At 70.7% G+C, this 22,865-nt stretch carries 17 protein-coding genes and 4 pseudogenes; 14 read left to right on the top strand and 7 right to left on the bottom strand.

Features of this window, described 5'->3' with window-relative positions:
- Positions 1–9 precede the first annotated feature (9 nt).
- Positions 10–1,404, top strand: a complete 1,395-nt coding sequence (locus IE242_RS12695) for a UDP-N-acetylmuramoyl-tripeptide--D-alanyl-D-alanine ligase (RefSeq protein ID WP_373299511.1) — start codon at positions 10–12, stop codon at positions 1,402–1,404.
- On the opposite strand, the gene IE242_RS12690 is transcribed toward IE242_RS12695, so the two are convergent.
- Positions 1,401–2,849 (bottom strand): UDP-N-acetylmuramate--L-alanine ligase, encoded by a 1,449-nt coding sequence (locus tag IE242_RS12690; RefSeq protein ID WP_189858418.1) that lies wholly within the window; start codon positions 2,847–2,849, stop codon positions 1,401–1,403. The genes IE242_RS12695 and IE242_RS12690 overlap by 4 nt on opposite strands.
- Before the next feature lie 182 nt (positions 2,850–3,031).
- On the opposite strand from IE242_RS12690, the gene IE242_RS12685 reads away from it, so the two are divergent.
- The 5 genes from IE242_RS12685 to IE242_RS12665 all read left to right on the top strand — a co-directional run bounded on the left by IE242_RS12685 (position 3,032) and on the right by IE242_RS12665 (position 8,426).
- Positions 3,032–3,433 (top strand): hypothetical protein, encoded by a 402-nt coding sequence (locus IE242_RS12685; protein ID WP_189858417.1) that lies wholly within the window; start codon positions 3,032–3,034, stop codon positions 3,431–3,433.
- A gap of 941 nt (positions 3,434–4,374) precedes the next feature.
- Positions 4,375–5,556, top strand: coding sequence for a site-specific integrase (locus IE242_RS12680; protein WP_229858834.1), 1,182 nt, complete (start codon positions 4,375–4,377; stop codon positions 5,554–5,556).
- Positions 5,557–5,576: 20 nt separating this feature from the next.
- Positions 5,577–6,884 (top strand): bifunctional 3-oxoadipate enol-lactonase/4-carboxymuconolactone decarboxylase PcaDC, encoded by a 1,308-nt coding sequence (gene pcaDC / locus IE242_RS12675; RefSeq protein WP_189858416.1) that lies wholly within the window; start codon positions 5,577–5,579, stop codon positions 6,882–6,884.
- A 59-nt stretch (positions 6,885–6,943) separates the two neighbouring features.
- A complete protein-coding gene (locus IE242_RS12670; RefSeq protein WP_189858517.1) occupies positions 6,944–7,576 on the top strand; it encodes an MBL fold metallo-hydrolase in 633 nt (210 codons plus the stop codon).
- Between the two features lie 70 nt (positions 7,577–7,646).
- Positions 7,647–8,426: an exodeoxyribonuclease III gene (locus IE242_RS12665; protein ID WP_189858415.1), complete on the top strand. Its 780-nt coding sequence runs from the start codon at positions 7,647–7,649 to the stop codon at positions 8,424–8,426.
- A gap of 43 nt (positions 8,427–8,469) precedes the next feature.
- Here the strand turns inward: IE242_RS12665 and IE242_RS12660 are convergent, their stop codons facing one another.
- The gene (locus IE242_RS12660) at positions 8,470–10,245 is read right to left on the bottom strand and encodes an SGNH/GDSL hydrolase family protein (protein ID WP_229858832.1); all 1,776 of its coding nucleotides are present in this window, start codon (positions 10,243–10,245) and stop codon (positions 8,470–8,472) included.
- Positions 10,246–10,441: 196 nt separating this feature from the next.
- On the opposite strand from IE242_RS12660, the gene IE242_RS12655 reads away from it, so the two are divergent.
- Positions 10,442–10,882, top strand: a complete 441-nt coding sequence (locus tag IE242_RS12655; protein WP_189858413.1) for a DUF6278 family protein — start codon at positions 10,442–10,444, stop codon at positions 10,880–10,882.
- A gap of 225 nt (positions 10,883–11,107) precedes the next feature.
- On the opposite strand, the pseudogene IE242_RS12650 reads toward IE242_RS12655, so the two are convergent.
- Together IE242_RS12650 and IE242_RS12645 are read right to left on the bottom strand one after the other, a co-directional pair.
- Positions 11,108–11,580: pseudogene (locus IE242_RS12650) on the bottom strand (CocE/NonD family hydrolase C-terminal non-catalytic domain-containing protein); the annotation flags it as partial.
- A gap of 71 nt (positions 11,581–11,651) precedes the next feature.
- Positions 11,652–11,996 (bottom strand): annotated as a pseudogene (locus IE242_RS12645) (helix-turn-helix domain-containing protein); the annotation flags it as partial.
- Here IE242_RS12645 and IE242_RS12640 point away from each other — a divergent pair.
- Genes IE242_RS12640 through IE242_RS12620 form a run of 5 tightly spaced genes read left to right on the top strand, consistent with a single transcriptional unit; the run spans position 11,970 to position 16,535 of the window.
- On the top strand, positions 11,970–12,293 hold the full coding sequence (locus IE242_RS12640; RefSeq protein WP_189858412.1) for a hypothetical protein: 324 nt from the start codon (positions 11,970–11,972) through the stop codon (positions 12,291–12,293). The pseudogene IE242_RS12645 and the gene IE242_RS12640 overlap by 27 nt on opposite strands.
- 33 nt (positions 12,294–12,326) lie before the next feature.
- The gene (locus tag IE242_RS12635) at positions 12,327–14,117 is read left to right on the top strand and encodes an ABC transporter ATP-binding protein (protein ID WP_189858411.1); all 1,791 of its coding nucleotides are present in this window, start codon (positions 12,327–12,329) and stop codon (positions 14,115–14,117) included.
- Positions 14,114–15,829, top strand: coding sequence for an ABC transporter ATP-binding protein (locus IE242_RS12630; RefSeq protein ID WP_189858410.1), 1,716 nt, complete (start codon positions 14,114–14,116; stop codon positions 15,827–15,829). The genes IE242_RS12635 and IE242_RS12630 overlap by 4 nt, the downstream gene beginning before the upstream one ends.
- Before the next feature lie 9 nt (positions 15,830–15,838).
- Positions 15,839–16,354: a thioesterase II family protein gene (locus IE242_RS12625; protein WP_189858409.1), complete on the top strand. Its 516-nt coding sequence runs from the start codon at positions 15,839–15,841 to the stop codon at positions 16,352–16,354.
- Between the two features lie 10 nt (positions 16,355–16,364).
- Positions 16,365–16,535 carry a hypothetical protein gene (locus tag IE242_RS12620; protein WP_189858408.1) on the top strand — a complete coding sequence of 57 codons (171 nt, stop codon included), beginning with the start codon at positions 16,365–16,367 and terminating at the stop codon, positions 16,533–16,535.
- 10 nt (positions 16,536–16,545) lie between these two features.
- Here IE242_RS12620 and IE242_RS12615 read toward each other — a convergent pair whose 3' ends face one another.
- A complete protein-coding gene (locus IE242_RS12615; RefSeq protein ID WP_189858407.1) occupies positions 16,546–17,229 on the bottom strand; it encodes a TetR/AcrR family transcriptional regulator in 684 nt (227 codons plus the stop codon).
- Positions 17,230–17,415: 186 nt separating this feature from the next.
- Between IE242_RS12615 and IE242_RS39535 the strand changes: the two are divergent.
- Positions 17,416–17,585, top strand: a pseudogene (locus tag IE242_RS39535) (hypothetical protein); the annotation flags it as partial.
- A gap of 101 nt (positions 17,586–17,686) precedes the next feature.
- On the opposite strand, the pseudogene IE242_RS12610 reads toward IE242_RS39535, so the two are convergent.
- A pseudogene (locus IE242_RS12610) lies at positions 17,687–18,040 on the bottom strand (hypothetical protein); the annotation flags it as partial.
- A 107-nt stretch (positions 18,041–18,147) separates the two neighbouring features.
- Here IE242_RS12610 and ggt point away from each other — a divergent pair.
- Entirely contained in the window at positions 18,148–19,962 is a 1,815-nt protein-coding gene (gene ggt / locus IE242_RS12605) for a gamma-glutamyltransferase (RefSeq protein ID WP_189858406.1), read from the top strand.
- A 70-nt stretch (positions 19,963–20,032) separates the two neighbouring features.
- On the opposite strand, the gene IE242_RS12600 is transcribed toward ggt, so the two are convergent.
- On the bottom strand, positions 20,033–22,639 hold the full coding sequence (locus IE242_RS12600) for an ATP-dependent Clp protease ATP-binding subunit (RefSeq protein ID WP_189858404.1): 2,607 nt from the start codon (positions 22,637–22,639) through the stop codon (positions 20,033–20,035).
- Between the last annotated feature and the right edge of the window lie 226 nt (positions 22,640–22,865).

Here is a 22,865-nt window from a genome sequence, read left to right as displayed (position 1 = left end):
GTGCACCCCATGCCTTTGTCGACCATCGCTGAAGTCGTCGGCGGCCGCCTGTCCGACACCCCCGACCCTGCCGCCCGCGTCGTCGCGCCCGCCGTGTTCGACTCCCGCGAGGCCAAGCCCGGATCGCTGTTCATCGCCCTCGCCGGCAAGACCGGCGACGGGCACGACTACGCGAAGCAGGCAGCCACGCGCGGCGCGGTGGCCGCGCTGACCACCCGGCCCGTCGGTGTCCCCGCGATCGTCGTCGACGACGTGCTCGCCGCGTTCGGGCGCCTGGGCCGGCACCTCGTCCACAGCGCCCTCACGGACACCCGCGTCGTCGCGATCACCGGCTCGGCCGGCAAGACGTCCACCAAGGACTTCATCGCCCAGCTCCTGCCCGCCGCCGGCCCCACAGTGGCCACGCCCCAGAGCTTCAACAACGAGATCGGCCTGCCGCTGACCATCACCCTGGCCGACCCCTCCACCCGCTTCCTCGTCCTGGAAATGGGCGCCAGGAAGATCGGCCACATCCGCGACCTGACCGAGATCGCCCCGCCCCGCATCAGCGTCGTCACCAACGTCGGCACCGCCCACGTCGGTGAATTCGGCGGCCAGGACAACATCGCCCGCGCCAAGGGCGAAATCGTCGAAGCCCTCCCCACCGGCGGGCTCGCCGTCCTCAACGCCGACGACCCCCGCGTACGGGCCATGGCCCACCGCACCGCCGCCCGCGTCGTCACCTACGGCCTGGACGAGAGCGCCGACATCCGGGCCACCGACATCACCCTCAACGATCAGGGCCAGCCCGCCTACACCCTGCACACGCCCGAGGGCACCGCCCCGGTCCAGCTGCAGTTCGTCGGCCGCCCCCAGATCTACAACAGCCTCGCCGCGTCCGCCGTCGGTCGCGAAGCCGGCCTGCCCCCGGCCCAGATCGCCGACCTGCTGTCCGCCGCCACCACCCAGTCCCGGTGGCGCATGGAGACGCACACCCGGGCCGACGGCGTCACGATCGTCAACGACGCCTACAACGCCAACCCGGACTCGATGCGCTCCTCCCTCGACGCGCTCGCCGCCATGGCCCGCGGCCATGACCAGCAGGCGATCGCCGTCCTCGGCCGCATGAACGAACTCGGCCCGGATACGCGTGCCGCCCACGAGGACATCGGCCGGCACGCCGCCCGCCTGAACCTGCACCAGCTCATCACAGTGGGAGGCGACGAAGCCGGATGGATCCAGCAGGCCGCCCGGGACGCCGGAGCCACCGCCCTGCACCTGCCCGACCAGGACGCCGCCTTGCAGCTGCTGCGCTCCACGCTCCGCAGCGGCGACGTCGTCCTGGTCAAGGCCTCCCGTGGGGTCCAGATGCAGCAGCTCGCCGAAGCACTGCTGCAGCCAGACCCCGAGCCCGCCGGCGCTTAGGCCGCGGCCTGGACCAGGCCGCTCAGCGCCGCCGTCAGCCGCGAGCCGTGGTCGACCAGGTCACCCGTGCCGATGAGCACGACCACGTCCCCCGGCCGCGCCGCCCGGGCGGCACGCACCACGGCCTCGGCCCGGTCCCGCTCCACGGCCCGAGCGGTGCCGCCCGCCCGGCTGATCTGGACGGACAGCACCTCCAGCGCCTCCTGACGCAGGAGGCCGGTGCTGTCCGTCAGCACCACCTGGTCGCAGCCCGCCAGCGCGGTCCCGTACGCGGCGCCGAAGGCGTCGAGCCGGGCCTGACCGGTCGGCTGGAACACCGCGATCACGCGCCCCTCCTCACCGAGGAGGGTACGCGCGGCCGCCAGGTCCGCGGTGACCTCGGCCGGGTGGTGCGCATACGAGTCGTACACCCGCACCCCGGCCGCCTCACCGGCCATGCTCATCCGGCGCGCCACGCCGTCGAAGTAGCCCAGCTGCTCCACGAGCAGCTCGTGGTCCAGCCCCAGGGCGTGGACGGCGGCCACGGCCGCGGCCGCGTTCCTGAGCTGGTGCACGCCCGGAATCCGCAGCTTGAGAGACATCTCGAGCCCACCCGGCCCGTGCAGCATCGCCGTGCTGGAGCCGCCGACGGAGACCGCGTTCGTCAGGCGCCAGGTCGCGTGCGACGCCGTGCCGACCGTGACCAGCCGCGGTCCGCCGTCGGCCTCGGCCAGCCGTGCGGCGAGGGCCTGGCCCGCGGGCGCGTCCGTGCTGAGCACCACGAGGCCGTTCGACGGCATGCCACGCACGAACGACTCGTACGCCTGGACGTGATCCTGCTCGCCGGCGTAGCACTCCGGGTGGTCGTGACCGATGTCGGTGATCACCGCCACGTCCACCCGCACGCCCAGGTGCGAGCGGTCGGACTCGTCGACCTCGGCGACGAAGAATCCGCCGTCACCGGACCGGCCGCCGCTGGCCGGCCCCTGCAGCTCGCCGCCGACCACGTACGTCGGCGCGTGCTCCATGCGAGTGAGCCCGACCGAGAGCATTCCCGCCGTGGAGGTCTTGCCGTGGGTGCCCAGCACACCGATCGCCGTCACGCCGCTCATCAGGACGTTCAGCGCCGCCGAGCGGTGCACCAGCGGGATGCCCCGCAGATGCGCCGCACGGATCTCCGGGTTGTCCTCCGCAACCGCATGGGTGAACACCACGGCCGTCGCGTCCGCGGGCACCTGCGCGGCGGAGTGCCCGACATGCACCCTGGCGCCCAGACGCTCCAGCTCGCTCAGGCCCGCCGACGGCTTGGCGTCGCTGCCGGACACGGCGAACCCCCGCCCGACGCACACCCGCGCCAGCGGCAGCATCCCGGTACCGCCGACGCCGACGAAGTGCACCCGGCTCAGGTCGACCGGGTCACCGGCCACCAGGCTCGGAGTGATCTTGGGAACTGCGGTCTCTGCCATGGAACAGCCTCCTTCAGGGCGGCAGTTGCCACCCCAACTCGTAAACGGCGCAACGGTGTTGAGCGCCGCGAGACCACGGTGTCCTTCCGGGGCGCATGGCATCTACTGCTCACGGGGGTGCGGACGCGTTCGCACTCCCGAGCCACACCGCATGTGCCGTCCTGGCGTGGAGGAGACACGCCATGAGCACCCCCAACTACCCCCTTGCGCTGGCGCTCGCCGCCGCCGGCTGGAGCAACCACGAAACCGCCCGACGCCTCAACGCCTGCGCCTCCCACGCGGGGTATCGCGGCATCGCCGTCGACCACACACGCGTCGGACGCTGGATACGACGAGGGGAGCGGCCCCGTCCCCCGATCCCTGCGCTCTTGGCCGAGCTGCTCAGCGAACACCTCGGCCAGCTGCACACTCCCGAGGAGCTTCGCCTCACACAGAACCGCCCCCTCCGCATCAACCTGGAGCACACGGAGCATCGCTCCTTGGCGACCGCGGCTGCGGCTGCCAACCTCCGTCCCGAGGAGTTCGTGCGCGCCCTCATCCGCGCCGCTGTCCAGCGTCCCGGTATTGAGCAGCCGGACGGATGACTCACCAGAGGTATCGACGGGCGCAATGACTTGCTCGTAACGTGATCGTCGTACGCCGGAGAAGTGCCGTGCACGGTAGGGGAAGGTTCTCGACTTCGCTCTATCCCCGCGCGCGGCATCCGAGTGCAAAGCGGGCGTGCGTAGACGTTGTCGTGGCGCTGGCCTGCGGTGAGCAAGATGGCCAATGGGCGGTCCAGCTGTTCGTGACCACTGCACCTGTAATTGACCAGCTGCGCGAGTGCATCGCGGCTACGGTTTTCGCACCCCCACCCCGGTGCGGGCACCTGGAAGCGCATGACTGGCCTGTGGACTGCGGTATTCGGCATTCGCCCACGGCAGACGAGGAAGGGCTGCGAAACACTGGAACCTTCTACGGGGCTATGTCAACGTATGACACCCCGGAAACACGCGGCCGGTGAATGGCCAACCGGGTGACACATCGAGGAGTTCCGTGCGTCGACGCGCTCACCCCACCCTGTTCGTCTCTAACCACGCCGTCTTTCTCGCAAGTGCTGAACGCCTGGACCGAGCACATGCATCCGACTGCATGGCGCTCGCAGCGACTACCGACTTCCGTTCCTCGGGACTGGAGGCTTCGGGGTGAGGGCTGCTCTAGGGCATCGATGGGCGTTGTGACTGACAGCTGGCGACGACCCCACTGGCGGAGCGCGAGCGCATAATAAGCCACTACCGCCGGTTAGCCAAACCGGCAATCGTTACGACTATTGCGGGTGTTCGCCCCAGGCTGCCCTTGGCGGTGGAGCCGTAGCGGACACGGTGCATATCGCCGTGGATCCGAGGAGGAAGAGGAGAGAGCGGCACCGTATGGAGCTGCCTGATGGCCGTGGTGTTGTTGCGCTGGAACGCAGTCACGCCTGCGCCGATCTGGAATATCCACGTCTGAAGGAGAGTGAGTAGTCCTGTCCGTTCCGATCAAAAAGTTGCCGCCGAACGCCAAGGGGGAGGTCCGGTACAGGTTCGTAGTCGACGTAGGGGTTAACCCCACCACCGGCAAGCGCAAGCAGCTAACCCGTACGTTCGACACGTTGAAGGAAGCCAAGGCCGAGTATGCACGCATCACCAACCGTCGCCAGGAAGGGACGTTCGTACCACCCAATAAAATCACCGTGAATGAGTGGCTCGACCAGTGGCTAGCCATGAAAGCTGAAGATCTGGAAGAAACCACCATCTACAGCTACCGGATCACCCTGGACCGGCTTCGGGGGCAGCTCGGTAACATCCGTCTTCAGGAACTCACTGAAGAGAACGTAGAAGAGTGGATGCACTGGGCTCTGAAGTACGGGCGTGTACGCGCTGGTAAGGCAGGAACTCCACTCGGAGTGACCAGCGTGGACATGAGCCTTGCTCGGTTGAAGGATGCTTTGAACCGAGCCGTGACGCGTAGGCTGGTGCCTGTGAACGTGGCGAATCACGTGACCATTCCGCGCAGAGCTCGTAAAGAGGAGCGGAAGAACAAGCATGAGGTGAAGCCCTGGAACGTGCAGGAAGTTCAGGCTTTCGTTCAGGGGGTGAAGGAGGAACGGCTCTACGCTCCGCTCCTGCTGTCCCTCATGGGGCTACGTCCGGCTGAAGTCTGCGGACTTCGATGGGAAGACGTCGACCTGGACAGCGCCACGATCACCATTGCCAACACGCGCACGATGATGGGCAACCGGTACGTGGTGGAAAAGGACACCAAGTCTTTGGCTGGTGAACGGCAACTTCCGTTGCCCGCGCCGGTGCTGGCTGCTCTGCAGTCGTTCAGGGCTCTCCAAGCCAAGGAGAGGCTGGCTCTGGGTGAGGCTTACACGAACGCCGGCTACGTCCTGGTGCACGAGACCGGAGAAGCCTTCACGATCAAGCAGCTGCGCCGACGCGCGTACCGGCTCATGGAACTGCTCGGTCTCCGTCGCGTTCGCATATACGATGCCCGCTCGTCGTGCCTCACGTACCTGGCCAACAACGGGGTGCCGGACCACATCCTTGCGCGGTGGGCCGGGCACACGAACGTGAAGACCACCAAGAAGTGGTACGTCAAGCCGGATGTGGAGGATCTTCGCGGAGCCGCCACAACGTGGGACGGCTTGCACGGGGCCCCGACCCCGGCATGTGAGAAATTGTGAGATGTGAGAGCGTGCAGGACGTGAGCGAGACACCGACCAACACCCTGCAGTACCGCTGTGACGGGCCGGAAGACGCCCCAGTCCTCATCTTGGGTCCCTCACTGGGTACGACATGGCACATGTGGGACCGCCAGATCCCGGAGCTGACGAAGCAGTGGCGCGTCGTCCGGTTCGACCTGCCGGGCCACGGCGGTGCCCCCGCGCACCCGGCGGGCTCGGTCACCGAGCTGGCGACCCGGCTGCTGGCCACCCTCGACGCACTCGGGGTGCAGCGCTTCGGCTACGCGGGCTGCTCCCTCGGTGGCGCCGTCGGCGTGGAGCTCGCGCTGCGCCACCCCGAACGCGTCGCCTCGCTCGCGCTGATCGCCGCCTCACCGCGCTTCGGCACGGCGGACGAGTGGCGCCAGCGCGGAGTGATCGTACGGACGAACGGCCTCGACCCGATCGCCCGCAGCTCGCCCGAGCGGTGGTTCACCGGCGGGTTCGCGGCCGCCCAGCCCGCGATCACCGAGTGGGCCGTGCAGATGGTGCGCACCACCGACCCCGGCTGCTACATCGCGGCGTGCGAGGCGCTCGCAGCGTTCGACGTACGGGCCGAACTCGGCCGGGTCGGTGTGCCGACCCTCGTCCTCGTCGGCTCCGACGACCAGGTCACCGGGCCCGCCGAGGCCCGCACGCTGGTCGCCGGAATCCCGGACGCCCGGCTCGCCGTCGTCCCCGGCGCCTCCCACCTCGTCCCCGTCGAACAGCCCGCCGCCGTCACGGACCTGCTCGTACGCCACTTCTCCTCCGCCTGGCAGCCCGGGCCCGGCTACGACACGGCCACCGGGCACATGGCCATCACCCCGGCCGCGCCGAAGCCGGTGCCCGCCGTCGTGCCGCCGCAGGCGGGGCCCGTCGCCGAGATCGCCCCGGCCGTCGCCGTACAGCCCGTGGGCGAGGGGCGGCCCGACCCGTACGACACCGGGCTGAAGATCCGCCGCGAGGTGCTCGGTGACGCGCACGTCGACCGGGTGCTGTCCTCGGCGGACGAGTTCTCCGGCGACTTCCAGCAGTTCCTCACCCGGTACGTCTGGGGCGAGATCTGGGACCGGCCGGGTCTGGACCGGCGCACCCGCAGCTGCGTCACCCTGACCGCCCTGGTCGCGGGCGGCCACCTGGAGGAGCTCGCCTTCCACACCCGTGCCGCCCTGCGTAACGGGCTCACCCCGGCGGAGATCAAGGAAGTGCTGCTCCAGGCGGCGGTGTACTGCGGTGTGCCGGCCGCGAGCAGCGCCTTCAAGGTCGCCCAGGAGGTCATCCGCGAGGAGACGACACCCCAGGACTGAGACCACCCCGCCCCGCCCCCGTCGCCACCCGGAGGCAGGATGGAACCATGGACGGATCCATGAAACTCACGAAGAAGTCGCACGCCTGTGTCCGGCTGGAGAAGGGCGGGCGGACGCTCGTCATCGACCCCGGCGGGTTCAGCGAGGAGGACGCCACGGCCGGCGCGGACGCCGTCCTGGTGACGCACGAGCACGCCGACCACTTCGACGAGGGGCGGCTTCGCGCGGCCCTGGAGGCCAACCCGGACGCCGGGATCTGGACGCTGCGCTCCGTCGCCGAGAAGATCTCCGCCGCCTTCCCCGGCCGCGTGCACACGGTCGGCCACGGCGACACGTTCACCGCGGCGGGCTTCGACGTCCAGGTCCACGGCGAACTCCACGCCGTCATCCACCCGGACATCCCGCGCATCACGAACGTCGGTTACCTCGTCGACGGCCGCGTCTTCCACCCGGGCGACGCGCTCACCGTCCCGGACCACCCCGTCGAGACGCTGCTGCTCCCCGTCATGGCCCCCTGGAACAAGATCTCCGAGGTCATCGACTACGTCCGCGAGGTGAAGCCGCAGCGGGCGTACGACGTCCACGACGCGCTGCTCACCGACCTCGCCCGGCCGGTCTACGACCGGCAGATCGGCGCCCTGGGCGGCACCGACCACCAGCGGCTGGCACCGGGCGCGTCGGCCGAGTTCTGAGCGGGCGCGGGCGAACGGGCGCGGGCGGCGGGCGAGGGCGTTGTCGGACCCTCCGGGTAGGTTGGGACGCATGCGCATCGCGACCTGGAACGTCAACTCGATCACCGCCCGTCTGCCCCGGCTCCTGGCCTGGCTGGAGAGCAGCGGCACGGACGTGCTGTGTCTCCAGGAGGCCAAGATCGCCGAGGAGAACTTCCCGTTCGGCGAGCTGCGCGAGCTGGGCTACGAGGCGGCGGTCAACGCCACCGGCCGGTGGAACGGCGTGGCGGTGCTCTCCCGCGTCGGCCTCGAGGACGTCGTCAAGGGACTGCCCGGCGACCCGGGCTACGAGGGCACCGAGGAGCCCCGCGCCGTCTCCGCGACCTGCGGCCCGGTCCGCGTCTGGTCGGTGTACGTGCCGAACGGCCGCGAGGTGGACCACCCCCACTACGCGTACAAGCTCCAGTGGTTCGAGGCCCTCAGGGCAGCCGTCGCGGGCGACGCCGCCGGCAGCCGCCCGTTCGCGGTGCTGGGCGACTACAACGTGGCGCCGACGGACGACGACGTCTACGACCGGGCCGCCTTCGAGGGCTCCACCCACGTCACCCCGGCCGAGCGCGCCGCCCTCACCTCCCTGCGCGAGGCGGGCCTCACGGACGTCGTCCCCCGCCCCCTCAAGTACGACCACCCCTACACGTACTGGGACTACCGCCAGCTGTGCTTCCCCAAGAACCGGGGCATGCGCATCGACCTGGTCTACGGCAACGAGCCGTTCGCCAAGGCCGTGACGGACGCCTACGTGGACCGCGAGGAGCGCAAGGGCAAGGGCGCCTCCGACCACGCGCCGGTCGTGGTGGACCTGGACGTGTAGCGGTCGCCGGGGTGAGTGAGCCGCCACGAGGACAGCGGTTCACTCACCTCCTCAGCATCCGCAGGTCCACCGACTCCGCCAGCGCCGCGAGCCCCGCGCCGCCCGGGTGCAGATGGTCCCCGCTGTCGTACGCCGGGAGCAGCCGCGACGGGCGGTCCGGGTCCCGCAGCACCGCGTCGAAGTCGAGCACGCCGTCGAAGACGCCCGCCCGCCGCATCCAGGTGTTCACCTCCACCCGCTCGGCGTCGGCGGCGGCCGTGCAGCGCGTCTCGCCCTCGCACGGCGCGATCGTCGCCGCCAGGACGCGCAGCCCCCGCGCGTGCCCACGGGCGGCGATCTTGCGCAGTCCGGCGATCACCTGCCCGGACGTCGCGCCCCAGCGGACGTCGTTGACGCCCTGGAAGACGACGACGGTCCGGGCCGAGGTCTGCGCGAGGACATCGCGGTCCAGGCGGTTCAGGGCGCTGACACCGCCCGTGTCCGTCGAGACCCCGTCCCCCGGGTACCGGTCGCCGACCACGCGGTTCGCCGAGATGCCCTGGTTGAGGACCCCGTAACGGGGCACGGTGCCCTCGCCGCGCAGCCGCGCCGCGAGCAGATCGGGCCAGCGGCGGTTCGCGTCCGGCGCGGACTTCTCGCCGTCCGTGATCGAGTCCCCGAGGACCACGACGGACCCCGGCCCGCCGCCCACGTCCACCCCCGTCAGCAGCGGCCACGTGGTGATCGTCGAGGTGTACGCGGCGGCCGAGCCGTCGCGCGCGTGGTCGCCCGGCTCGCTGACGTACGAGGTCTGCAGCGCGAGCCGGTGCACGGGCGCCGCCGTGACCGTCCCCGGCAGATGGAAGCTCACCAGCAGGTCGCTGCCCGGCGGCACGTCGAAGGCCACCGGATCGCTGTAGACCTGGGCCCCCGCCGGGATCACGGTCTCCGCGGCACCCCGGAACGACAGCGGCACCGGCGCGCCGCGCGGGGCCGCGCCCGCGGCCCGTACGGCCACCGTCGCGCTCCCGACGCGCACCGGAGCGCCGGCGAAGGTGTTGTCGAGCCGGATCCGCACCCGGGGCCCGCCCGCCGAGGTGTGCACCACCAGCCGCAGCGTACGGTCCGTCCACGGCCCGACGGCGGTGTAGCCGGACGTCGAGGCCGCCCAGGTCCCGGTCCAGCCGCTCGACAGGGGCCGTACCGCGAGGTCGAAGACGTGCAGGGAACGGTTGCGCGGCAGGGACACCGACGCGACCTCGCGCCCGCGCACGACCGGCACGGTCACCACGTACAGCCGCGCCCGCTCCGCGACCTGACCGTCCGGGGTGTTGACGTGCGGCAGCGCCACCGCCTTCGTGGCGAGCGGACCGGTGCGCCAGTCCGGCGCGGTCAGCCGGTACGAGGAGCGCGTGCCGTCGCCGTAGCGGACCGTACCCGTGCCCCTCGCGGGGGAGCCACCCGTGCCCGCGACGAGGAAGGCGAGCGCGTCGCCGCGACCGCGCACGCGCACGGACTGCCCGTCGGCGCGTACGTTGTCGGGCTCGCCCGCCACACGGTCCGGCCAGGTCAGCCGGGCGCCCTGCACCGTCAGGGACCGCCCCGGCGTCCAGCCCGCGGCCGCCAGGTCCTGGGCCGACAGGGAGCCGCCCGAGCCGTCGAAGTCCGCCTCGCCCGGGCGCCCGTCGTCGCTGACGGCCCGGTTGTCGAAGTGCCGCTCCAGCGGCTGCGGCCGGGCCGCGGCGGCCGTCGCCCGCGCGGTGCCGACCGGGGCGGTGGCCGCGGACGCGACCGGAGCGGTGGCCGTCAGCAGGGCCAGGACGACTGCCGTACTCCACACACGTCGGCGCACTCCGACCTCTCTCCCGCAACCTCGGAACCCGTGAGGTGACAGTTGCGCTCCGAAACTAAGGAGCCGTCGGGCGCCGGTCAATGAGCCGGACGCGAACTCCGGGCGAACTCCACGCCAACTCCCCGGGGACAGAAGGCCAGCGCGCCTGTGGTGCCCGGGGCCGTCCGAATGACACGCTGGCCGTATGAACATCTCTTTCCTGGGCAACTGGCGCAAGAAGCACGGTCCCGCCTCCGGGGACGCGGTGTTCTCCGGCGGTACCGCCGAGCGCGGCGGGATCGCGGACCTGCTCGCCGAGTGCGAGCTGCTGCGCGCGCAGGCGTACGAAGCGGGTGTCGAACTCGACGACACGGCCGCCTCGTTGGAGGCGGTCGACCAGCTCGTGCCGCGCTGGCGGGACGACGAGGAGATCCTGTCCCGGCTCGGGAACGACGCGGGGCTCTACCTCGGCACGGTCGTCGTGCGCACGGTCCCGGGAGCCGGCTGGGCGCTGTGGCCGAGCGGCCATCCGGTGGTACGGCTCGCCTCCGGCCGCGAGATCGACGTGGTCGCCGCGGGGCACGAGTGGGCGGCCAGCGGGGTGCCGGAACTGTCCCGGATGTATGCCGAGGTGGCGGAGGGCTGACGGAGGGGGAGAGCCCGGACGGCCCGGCGGGATCGAACACCCCTCCGCCCGAGATCGGCCCGTCGACTACGATGTTGCGTTCACCCCTCGTGAGGTCCGGGGCCGTGGGAGGCACCCGGACACACCAGGGGCGCCGCTGCCCGGTGGGACTCCCCCCACAGCCACGGGACCGCAGGGGGAGAGCGGCGGCTCACAGGGCCAGGCCCGCCCGGCGGCAGCCGGAGATCACTGCTCGCGCAGCGGTACCGACACGAAGGACGGATCGTGCGGCGGCGAGGAGAAGGTCAGCTGCGCGCCGGACGGGTTGTGCTCGATGTAGAGCGGGTCGACCGTGTCGACGACCGCGACGAGCCGGTGCCCGGCCGGGACGTCGTAGGCCGTGGAGTACAGCTCCAGGTCCACGGCGTACGGCCGGCCGGGCGTCTGCCCGTGGAAGGTGTACGGCGCGCTGCTGACCAGCTTGCCGAGGCCGAGCGGCCCCACGTCGTAGAGGTACGCGACGAGGGTGCCGCTCGACCCGGTGCTCGTGACCGTGGTGTGCACCTCGGCCGTGCCGCGCACCTGCTGGCCCGCCGCGTACCGCTCCGACTGCCAGACGGCGGCGTGGCGGCGCGGCAGCAGGGGAGCGACGCCGTCGGGGGCGCCTGGACCAGCTGGTCGAGGAGCCTGGAGAGGAAGATGACCCCGCCGTTGGCCCCTTCATGGGGGCGAGGGTGTGCTCCACGCGGGCGCGAACCTTGCGGTGTGAGCGGTTGTGTTCCTCTGTCCAGAGGACGGCGTCCTCGCGGAAACGGCGACGTGGCCGGAGTGCGAGAAGAGGGCCGAGATGGTCGATGATGCGACCGGCCGCGGATTTCGAAATCCCTGACTGCGGGCCCAGCTGGCGCAGCGTCAAGTTGGTGCGCCAGTATGCCGCGACCGGCAGGGCACGGTCCTCCAGCGGCAGGCTCCATGGCCGGCCACGCCGGACGGCGCCCGCACCCTTGCGGCGTAGGGCAGCCACGAGCTTGCGGAAGCAGCGCGGGGTCAATCCGGTGAACGGGGCTGTGCAGGACGGTTCCGACGCCGTGATCACACCGGTTACACCATGATCATCGCACTGTGGACCGAGCAATGGTGGTCGGACGATCTCGGTCCGACCGGCGGATACGTGGGTGAGGCCGAGACGCCCACCTGGGCGGCCGCCGTTCATGAGGTGTGGGGCGACGGGGTGCTGACCGCCATGGACGAGCTGCGCGAGCGTATGGAGGCGGGCGCGGACCCGTTGCGCGGTCAGCAGCGCTGTCTGGCCGTCGCCCGTGCCTGGAAAGAGCTGACCGAGGCCTTGGGCTGTCCCGAGGTCACCGAACCGGAACCCGGAAAACCTCTGAAGGTCACCGATCTCTGGCCCATCGGGCCCGCGGCCGAGTAGGGTGAAAATTCGTACGCGTACGATGGGGGAGTGATGAACGCGATCGACGTTGCTGGGGCGAGGGAGCGATCCACGCCAACGCGGTTATTCGACTCCGTCGGGGAGCAGAGCCTGTCGAGACTGCTGCGTCCACATGTCCGGAGTTTCGCGGCCGTCGTGATTTTGCAGGTGGTCGGCGCCCTCGCGGGATTGGCGCCCCTGCTCGCGGTCGCCGAACTGGGTCGCACCCTGCTGGCGTCAGGCCCGATCGACGAAGACCACGTCTGGTTGGTCGTGATCGCGGGCGCGGTCGGCCTGTTCGTGCGGCTGCTGTTCACGGCCGCGTCCTCGGGACTCGGGCACATGCTCGACGGCCAGGCGCAGCTCACGCTCCGCCGACAACTGGCCGCGCGGCTGGGACGGGTGCCGATCGGCTGGTTCTCCCGGCGGAGGACCGGCGAGCTGGCCAAGGTGGTGGGGGAGGACGTGAGTGCCGTGCACCCCCTCATCGCCCACGCACCCGGGGAGCTTGTCTCCGCGTTCGTGGTGCCGCTGGCGTCGCTGATCTACCTGTTCACCGTCGAGTGGCGGATGACGCTGATCACGCTGATCCCGGTGGTGATGGCCATCGCGCTGGTCCCGCTGCTGATGCTTCCCGCCAGGACGCGCGAGCAGGAGGAGTTCGACGCGGCCATGGGACGGATCGCGGACTCCGTCGTCGAGTTCGTGCAGGGTATCTCGGTGGTCAAGGCGTTCGGCGGGTCCGGGCGCGCCCATGGGAAGTTCCTTTCCGCCGTGGACGATTTCGTCAGTACCTTCTTACGGTGGGTGCGCGGCATGTCCCTCGTCGCCGCCGGGATGCAGCTGGCGCTGTCGCCGCCGTTCGTGCTGCTGGTCATCCTGATCGGCGGTACGTCTCTGATCACGTCCGACGGCATGGCCCCGGCCGACCTGCTGCCCTTCCTGTTGCTGGGCCTGGGACTGACCGCTCCGGTGGCAGCACTGGGCCACGGCTTCGACGACATGCAGGCCGCCGGCCGCGCGGTCGGCCGGATCAAGGAAGTGCTCGAGGTCGAGCCGCTGCCGGAGCCCGTGCACCCGGTGGTGCCCCAAGGGCACCGGGTGGAACTGCGTGACGTTCGCTTCGGCTACGAAGACGATCGCGAGGTGCTGCGCGGGATCGACCTGGTGCTTGAGCCGGGGACATCCACAGCGGTCGTCGGGCCGTCGGGAAGCGGGAAGTCGACGCTGGTCCAGCTGCTGCCGCGGTTCTTCGACCCGACCCACGGCTCGGTCGTCCTGGGCGGTGTCGATCTGCGCGAGATCGGCAGCCGGCAGCTCTACCGGATGGTCTCCTTCGTCTTCCAGGATGTCCGCCTGCTGCGCGCGTCGGTCACGGACAACATCGCGCTGGCGGTGCCGCACGCCGAGCGCGACGATGTGGTGCGCGCTGCCCGGCTGGCGAACATTCACGACCGGATCCTCGAGCTGCCGCACGGGTACGAGACGGTGATCGGTGAGGACATCAAGCTGTCGGGTGGCGAGGCCCAGCGGATCTCTCTCGCCCGCGCACTGCTGGCCGACACGCCCGTCCTGGTGCTCGACGAGGCGACTGCCTTCGCCGACCCGCAGACCGATCACGCGATCCGCCAGGCCCTGGCGACGCTGGGCAGCGACCGGACGATCCTGGTCATTGCCCATCGCCTGGAAACAGTCGCCGACGCCGACACCGTCGTGATGCTGGAGAACGGGGCGATCGTCGAGCGCGGCAGGCCTGCCGAACTGCTGGCAGTCGACGGGAAGTTCGCTGCGTTCTGGCGATCCCAGGGAGGTGAGCTCCGATGATTCGAATGCTGCTGCGCGTGCTCGGACCCGAGTACGCCCGGGCGATGCGCCGCACCGTGGCCCTGATGACGATTACCGCGGTGGTCGAGGGTCTTTCCTACGCGCTGCTGGTTCCCGTGCTGCGGGAACTGTTCGGCAGCACGCCCGACGACGCCGTGCCGTGGCTGATCGCGTTCGGGGCGGCGGTTGCGGTCTACGCCGTGCTGCGCTACGTCAGCGATCTGTCCGGCATGCGCGTCGGGACCACGATGCTGCACGGCATGTACTACCGGCTGGGCGAGCATCTGGCCCGGCTGCCCATCGGCTGGTACAACGCCGGACGGGTCGGCGAGGTGTCCGTCATGGCCAGCCGCGGCCTGCTGCAGGCGATGGGCGTGGCTGCGCACCTGCTGGCACCGTTCGTCTCCGCCTTGGTGACCCCCTTGACGATCGTCGCCGTGATGATCGCCTTCAACTGGCAGCTGGGGGTGGCCGCGTTGATCGCCGCTCCCGTCGTGGCGGCGATCCAGACCTGGACTGCACGCTCGATGGCCGGCACCGACGCGGAGCGCCATGAACGTGACAAGGAGGCCTCGGGCCGAGTCATAGAGTTCCTTCAGGCCCAGCCGGTGTTGCGAGCCGGCGGCCGGACCGGGGAACGCTTCGAGCTGCTCGACGACTCTTTGCGGGAGGTCCAGCGCGCGTCCCGCCGTACCGTGCTGGCGGTGCTGCCCGGCGCGGTGGGCCTGACGCTCACGGTGCAGGTGGGCTTCACCGCGCTGCTGGCTCTGGGTGCCTCCCTCGCGCTCGGTGGGACCATCGGTGCGGCGGAGGTCCTGACGATCCTGGTGATCGCGGCTCGCTGCGCCGATCCGCTGCTCTCGCTGTCGGACATCGGGGCCGGACTTCGCGGTGCGCAGTCCGAGATCGAGAGGCTCGACAAGGTCCTGAGCACCGAGCCGCTGCCGGAACCTCGCGAACCTGTCCAGCCGGGCCACCACGAGCTGGCGTTCGAGTCCGTCACCTTCCGGCATGGCGAACGCATGGTGTTCGACGACGTGTCGTTCTCCGTGCCCGAGGGACAGCGGCTCGCCGTTGTCGGACCGTCGGGTGCGGGCAAGAGCACACTGCTGCAGTTGCTCGCGCGGTTCTACGACGTGGACACGGGCACGGTACGCATGGGCGGCGTGGACGTGCGCCAGATCAGCACTGAGGTGCTGATGGCGCAGATCGCCATCGTCTTCCAGGACGTCTATCTCTTCGACAGCACCATCGAGGAGAACGTGCGCCTCGGCCGCCCCGACGCCGACGAAGCCGACGTCCGGGCGGCGGCTGCCGCGGCACGGCTGGACGAGGTGATCGAGCGGCTGCCCGGCGGGTGGGCGGCGAACGTCGGCGAGGGCGGGGCACTGCTGTCGGGCGGTGAACGCCAGCGCGTCTCGATCGCGCGGGCGCTGCTGAAGAACGCGCCCGTCGTCCTGCTGGACGAGGTGACCTCCGCCCTTGACCCGGTGAACGAGGCAGCCGTCCACGAGGGCATCGAACGCCTGATGGCGGGGAGGACCGTGGTGATGGTCGCGCACCGGATGCGGACCGTGCAACGTGCCGACCGTGTCCTCTTCCTGGAAGGCGGCCGAATCGTGGAGGAGGGAGCCCACGACGAGCTTCTGCGCCGAGGTGGCCGCTACTCCGACTTCTGGAACATCTCCATGGCACCGGTAGCGAGTGAATGAGTGGGTACGGTGATTGATCCGTTGTCACGGGACCGACCGGCCGGCGCATTCCGCCGACTTGCGTCCCGGCCCTATGCCCGGGCCCGCGTGCGGTTGTTTCCGCATGGTGGCGGCAGCGCGAGTTATTACCGGTCGTGGGCCCCGGCGGCACCCTGGGACATCGAATTCCTCGCCGTCCGGTACCCGGGCCGGGAGGATCGGTACGCCGAACCGGTACCGGACGACATGCAACGGCTCGCCGCCGTATTGGCGGCCGACCCGCCGGCGGGATTGGTGGTGTCCGGGCATCCGGCCCCGGCATTGACACGGCCGGGCCGGATTCACCTCGGCAGCGACGAGGAGCTGATCGAGGAATTGCGCCGCACCGACGCGACACGGGCCGACATCCTCGACAATGCCCCGCTCGTCCAGACGTTTCTGCCCGTGATCCGGAGCGACTACCGGTTGAGCGAGACATATCGGCCGATGCCTGGGGCGCGCCTGCGGACCCCCGGTCACGGTGCTCTACGGCGATCCGGACCCTGAGATCACTTCGGTGGAAGCCCAGGGATGGCGCGAGGTCACCGACGGTGCGTGCGCATTCCGCACCTTCGAGGGCGGTCATTTCTACCTGGACGAGCACCGGGACTCGGTCGTCGAACTCCTCACGGCGCACGCACGGACGGTGTCCGAGAAGCTGTCGGTCCCCTGGCCGTCCGCTCCGTGAGGCCGCCGAGCTACCGGTCTTCCGCGATCTCGTCCGATCGCAGCAGTCCGTCGATGATCGCCGCCAGGCCCTGCCGATGAGTGTCACGAACATTGAGTTCGGCCCATCGGTCGGCGACCGCCGCCAGATGGGGGTGCGTGCCGCTCGTCAAACCGGTGACGACCTGGTCCTCATAGCTCGGTCGGGTGGCCCGGCTGCGTCGGTGCTTGCCCTTCACACGAATGATCAGGTCGCCGACGATGGCGTACCAGATCGTGCGGTAGATGTATACGGCCTGCTCCGGAGTGTGGCCGTAGTCCACCGCGGCGCCGATCATCTCCTCCACGAACCAGAGGGCCGAGGGGGCGACGAGGTCGTCGTCGGTCAGCACCTGGACGATCCACAGCCGGTCGGCGAGCAACTCGTAGAGCATGATCGACAACGCGATCAGTCGGTCACGGGGATCCTCCGGCAATTCCGGGCGGGGTATGTGCCGAGCCTGAGCCTCCATCAGGAGCAGGAGTAGTTCGTCCTTATTGCGCACGTGATAATAAAGGGCCATCGGCGCGCTGTTCAATTCGTTCGCCAGGCGCCGCATCGAAAGCTTTTCCGCACCCTCGGTCTGCAGAATGCGATCCGCCGCGGCGATGATGGCGTCGAGGGACAAATGAGGTGGCCTGCCGACGGCCTTGGGGTGGGGCTGTTCTGCGGGCATTTTATCCTCCATCTGGTGGGTTGATTCTAGCATTCCACATCTGTGGAAAATGCACACCGGCCGGGGAGAATCGGCCATTGCGGGGTAAAGGCTTCGATGTCAACTTGGTCGCATTCGCGCCTTCTTGCTTATTTTGAGCAGGCGCCGTGAAAAAGAGGACGTGAGATGTGCGGGATTACAGGCTGAGTGTCGTTCGAAGCCGATCTGACGCACCGGAGTGACGTGCTCGATGCGATGACCGAGACAATGGCCTGTCGCGGGCCGGACGGTTGCGGCACGTCTATGTGCGCACACATGTCGGGCTGGGGCACCGGCGCCTCGCCGTCATCGACCTGCCCGGCGGAGCGCAGCCGATGCAGCACTTCGATGCCCATTCTTCCCCCTATCGCTGCAGGCGCAGTCCTCCTCAGGGTCTGCTGCAGCAGCCTGAAGCCGCTGGCCATTGAGTCCGTTGTGGGTGATGGAGAACGCAACGCTTGCTCCCCGGCCCGCCCACGCAGAACTCGGTCCGCTCGCCGAAGCCCTGCTGGGCCGCGTCCTCGGTGACGATCTGGGCGTGCGCCCCGCAGTCCTTGATGAGCGCGGACAGCTCCAGGAGCGCGAACACGTCGCAGCGGTGCACCGCCAGATCCGGGCTGCCGGCGTCGCGGTTGACCACGAGGAGCGACTCGGAGTTGTCCGGGAGCCCGAAGAAGGCCTGTTCGCGGCGGAGTCTGCGCTGCCACAGGCAGGTTCGGGCGAGCCAGCCCGATCAGGCGATGATGCCCGCCGCGATCACCCCGAGGACGATGTTACGCACGTCGTCGTCCATGGGCGCGCATGCTGGCGGGCGGGACCGATGCCTGTACGAGGTGTCCCTGACGGGACCATGGCAACCGCGTTACGCTGCGCGGACGGTCGTCGACTGGAGGTACGCGGATGGATCGTTCTGTCGTACGGAAGCTGGCGGTACTGGCCGTCACGGCCACCGTGATGTCGGTGGGGGCGGCCGCGCCGCCGTCGGCCGCACAGCACACGGCCGGGAAGCAGACCCCTCAGAAGCAGCCCGTGGCCGTCGGCCGGGACGGCGCCGTCGCGAGCGTCGACGCGGACGCCTCCGCCGCCGGCATCGAGGTCCTGCGCAAGGGCGGCAACGCCGTCGACGCGGCGGTCGCCACGGCCGCCGCCCTCGGCGTCACCGAGCCGTACTCGGCGGGCATCGGCGGGGGCGGCTACTTCGTCTACTACGACGCCAAGTCCCGCAAGGTGCACACCATCGACGGCCGGGAGACCGCGCCCCGGACCGCCGACGAGAACCTGTTCGTGGAGAACGGCAAGGCGATCCCCTTCGCCGAGGCCGTCAGCAGCGGGCTGAGCGTCGGTACGCCCGGCACGCCCGCCACCTGGCAGGCGGCGCTGGACAGATGGGGGAGTGAGCGGCTCGGCACACTGCTGAAGCCTGCCGAGCGGCTCGCCCGGGACGGGTTCACCGTCGACGAGACGTTCCGCTCGCAGACCGCGTCCAACGAGACCCGCTTCCGGTACTTCCCCGACACGGCCGAGCTGTTCCTGCCGGGCGGCCGACTTCCGGTGGTCGGCTCCACCTTCAAGAACCCCGACCTGGCCCGTACGTACGCGGAGCTGAGGCGCAAGGGCGTCGGCACGCTCTACCGGGGCGGGCTGGCCGAGGACATCGTCGACACCGTCAACAAGCCGCCCGTCGACCCGGGCTCCGAGTACGACGCGCGCCCCGGCGACCTGTCGCTGAAGGACCTGGCGACGTACCGCGTCAAGCGCCAGGCGCCCACCAAGACCTCGTACCGCGGCCTCGACGTCTACTCCATGGCGCCCTCGTCCTCCGGTGGCACGACGGTCGGCCAGGCGCTCAACATGCTGGAGCGCACCGACCTGTCGAAGGCGAGCGAAGCCCAGTACCTGCACCGCTTCATCGAGGCGAGCCGGATCGCGTTCGCCGACCGGGGGCGCTGGGTGGGCGACCCCGCCTTCGAGGACGTGCCCACCAAGGAGTTGCTGTCCCAGCGGTACGCCGACGCACGGGAGTGCCTGATCAAGGACGACGCGGTGCTGACCAGCCCGGTGGCGCCCGGCGACCCGCGGCACCCGGGCCGCTGCACGACCGGCGGCACGCCCGCCCCGACGACGTACGAGGGCGACAGCACCACCCACCTCACGGTCGCCGACAAGTGGGGCAACGTCGTCTCGTACACCCTCACCATCGAGCAGACCGGCGGCAGCGGCATCACCGTCCCCGGACGCGGCTTCATCCTCAACAACGAGCTGACCGACTTCTCCTTCACGCCGGCCAGCCCGGACGTGCACGACCCGAACCTGCCGGGTCCGGGCAAGCGCCCGCGCTCCTCGATGGCGCCGACGATCGTGCTCGACCAGCAGGACAAGCCCGTGGTGGCGCTCGGCTCGCCGGGCGGCGCGACCATCATCACGACCGTGCTGCAGACGCTGACCGGCTTCCTCGACCGTGGTCTGCCGCTGGTCGACGCGATCGCCGCGCCCCGCGCCAGCCAGCGCAACCAGGCCACCACCGAGCTCGAACCGGGCCTGTGGAACAGCCCGCTCCGCGGCGAGCTCGAAGCCATCGGCCACAGCTTCCGGCAGAACCCGGAGATCGGCGCCACGGCCGGTGTCCAGCGGCTGCCGAACGGCAAGTGGCTGGCCGCCGCCGAGACCGTACGGCGGGGCGGCGGCTCGGCGATGGTGGTACGTCCGGCGCCTTAGCCGTCACGCGCGAGTAGCCGTCACGCGCGCTAGCCGTCACGCGCGCGCAGCCGTCGCGCGCCCCGTCCGCTCAGCCGCCGGCGGGCGGGGGCAGCCCCCGGTCCCGGTCCGACGACGGCGGCGGCGGGCCCTGGTGGACCGGCGGGGTCGTACGGAACGACAGCCGGTCGCTCTCGGCGTCCGTGTCCACCTCCACCCGGCTGCCGGGGGTGAGCCGGCCGTCGAGAAGCAGCCGGGAGAGCGGGTTGTCGACCTCGCGCTGGAGGGTGCGGCGCAGCGGACGGGCGCCGTACTCGGGCTGGTGGCCGTGGCGGGCCAGCCAGTCGACGGCCTGCCCGGTGAAGTCGATCGTGACGTCCTGGGCGTGCAGCCGGCGCCGGGTGCGCTCCAGGAGGAGATCGGTGATGCGGCGCAGTTGCTCGCCCGTGAGCTGCCGGAACACCACGATCTCGTCGATGCGGTTGAGGAACTCGGGCCGGAAGTGCTCGCGCAGCGGGCGCAGGATCCGCTCCCGGCGCGCTTCCTCGGCCATCTCGGCGCCGCCCGGTGAGAAGCCCAGGCCGGCACCGCTCCGGGTGATCATCTCGGAGCCGAGGTTGCTGGTCATCACGATGACGGTCTGGGTGAAGTCCACCGTCCGGCCCTGGGAGTCGGTGAGCCGGCCGTCGTCGAGGACCTGGAGCAGGATGTTGAAGACGTCCGGGTGGGCCTTCTCCACCTCGTCCAGCAGGAGCAGCGAGTACGGGTGGCGGCGCACGGTCTCGGTGAGCTGGCCGGCCTCCTCGTGGCCGACGTAGCCGGGCGGCGCGCCGACCAGACGGCTGACCGTGTGCCGCTCCTGGTACTCGCTCATGTCCAGGCGCACCATCCGGTCCTCGCTGCCGAACAGCGCCTCCGCCAGCGCCCGCGCCAGCTCCGTCTTGCCGACCCCGGTCGGGCCGAGGAACAGGAAGCTGCCGATCGGCCGGTCGGGGCTGGCGAGCCCGGCCCGTGAGCGCAGCACCGCGTCGGCCACCGCGGTCACCGCCTCCTCCTGCCCGATGACCCGCTGGTGCAGATGCTCCCGGAGGCCCAGCAGGCGCTGCTTCTCCTCCTGGGTGAGGCTGCTGACCGGGATGCCGGTGTGCCGGGACACCACCTCGGCGATGTCCTCCGCGGTGACCTCCAGGTGCTGCCCGTCGTCGGCCTGCTCGTCGCGCCCGGAGGCGATCCTCTCCTGGAGCTGCCCGATGCGGTCGCGCAGCCGGCTCGCCTCCTCGTACCGCTCGTCGTCGACCGCCCGGTCCTTGTCCCGGGTGAGCTGTTCGATCTCGCGCTCCATGGCCCGTACACCCGAACCCTTGGTACGGGAGCGCAGCCGCACCCGGGCGCCCGCCTGGTCCATCAGGTCGATGGCCTTGTCCGGCAGCTGCCGGTCGGTGAGATGGCGGTCGGACAGCTCCACGGCGGCCACCAGCGCCTCGTCGGTGTAGCGGACCTGGTGGTGGGCCTCGTAGCGGTCGCGCAGTCCGCGCAGGATCTGCAGCGCGTCCAGGGTGGACGGCTCGGGCACCAGGATCGGCTGGAAGCGGCGGGCCAGGGCCGCGTCCTTCTCGATCCTGCGGTACTCCTGCAGTGTCGTGGCGCCCACGATGTGCAGCTCGCCGCGGGCCAGCGCGGGCTTGAGGATGTTGCCCGCGTCCATGCCGCTGGTCTCGCCCGCGCCCGCGCCGACGACGGTGTGCAGCTCGTCGATGAAGACGACCAGCTCGTCCGAGTGCGTCCGGACCTCGTCGACGATCTTCGTCAGCCGCTCCTCGAAGTCGCCGCGGAAACGGGTGCCGGAGACCACCCCGGCCAGGTCCAGGGCGACGACCCGGCGGCCGGTGAGGATGTCGGGCACGTCGTCGTCGGCGATGCGCTGGGCGAGACCCTCCACGATCGCCGTCTTGCCGACACCGGCCTCGCCGATCAGGACCGGGTTGTTCTTGCCGCGCCGGGACAGCACCTCGACGGTCTGCTCGATCTCCTCCTCCCGCCCGATGACCGGGTCGATACGGCCCTGCCGCGCCAGGTCGGTCAGGTCGCGGCCGTACTTGTCCAGGGTCGGGGTGGAGCTCTGCTGCTGCCGGTCGGGGCGGGACCGGTCGCCGCCCGACGCCGGCGGGTCGGGGGCGTCGGGCGGCAGTTTCGAGGGGGAGAACCGGGCGGCGTTGAGGATCGCCCCGGCGGCCGAGTCCGGGTTCGCGACCAGCGCGGTCAGCACGTGCTCGGGGCCGATGTGGCCGGCGCCCCCCGCCCGGGCCAGCTCGTGGGCGTCCAGCAGGGCCCGTTTGGCGGCGGGGGTGAGGGCGAGCGAGGCGGGCGGGGGCGTGCTCTCGCCCGGCCGGTGGTCGGCCGGTCCGGTGCGCTCGTCGATCTGGGACGCCAGTGAGTCGGGATCCGCCCCCGCGCGGGCCAGCAGGCTCCGCGTCGGCTCGGCACCCACCGCCGCCCGCAGCAGGTGCTGGGTGTCCAGGTCGTGACTGCCGTGCTCGGCCGCGTACGTCGCCGCGTCCGCCACGAGCTGCCGCGCCTGCCGGCTCATCAGCCGTCCGATGTCGACGTGCTGGGGGCGCTGCCCGGCGAAGAAACGGGCGAGAAACTCCGAGAAGGGGTCCGGGCCGGAGCCCTGCGGACCGGTGAACCCGCTGGTCATGGCCATCCGTTCCAGGTGCCCGCCAGGCCCGGGGCGGGGCCGGGGCACCCTGCCGATCGACGTGCTCGTTCATGCTCGTTCCGCTCGCGGGTGCCCTGTCGGCCACCCGGTTACACCTGTGGCTCCTGACGCGGGAGTGACAGGCGGCGGTGCCGCTCGGCCGTCGGCGGCCCTGCCGCTCCGTCCTCGGCCCCACCGCTCCGTCCTCGGCCCTGCCGCTCCGCCC

Source organism: Streptomyces poonensis (assembly GCF_014650915.1).
Lineage (GTDB): Bacteria > Actinomycetota > Actinomycetes > Streptomycetales > Streptomycetaceae > Streptomyces > Streptomyces poonensis.
The sequence above is the reverse complement of the archived record's forward strand: the minus strand, read 5'-3'. Positions and strand labels throughout refer to the sequence as shown.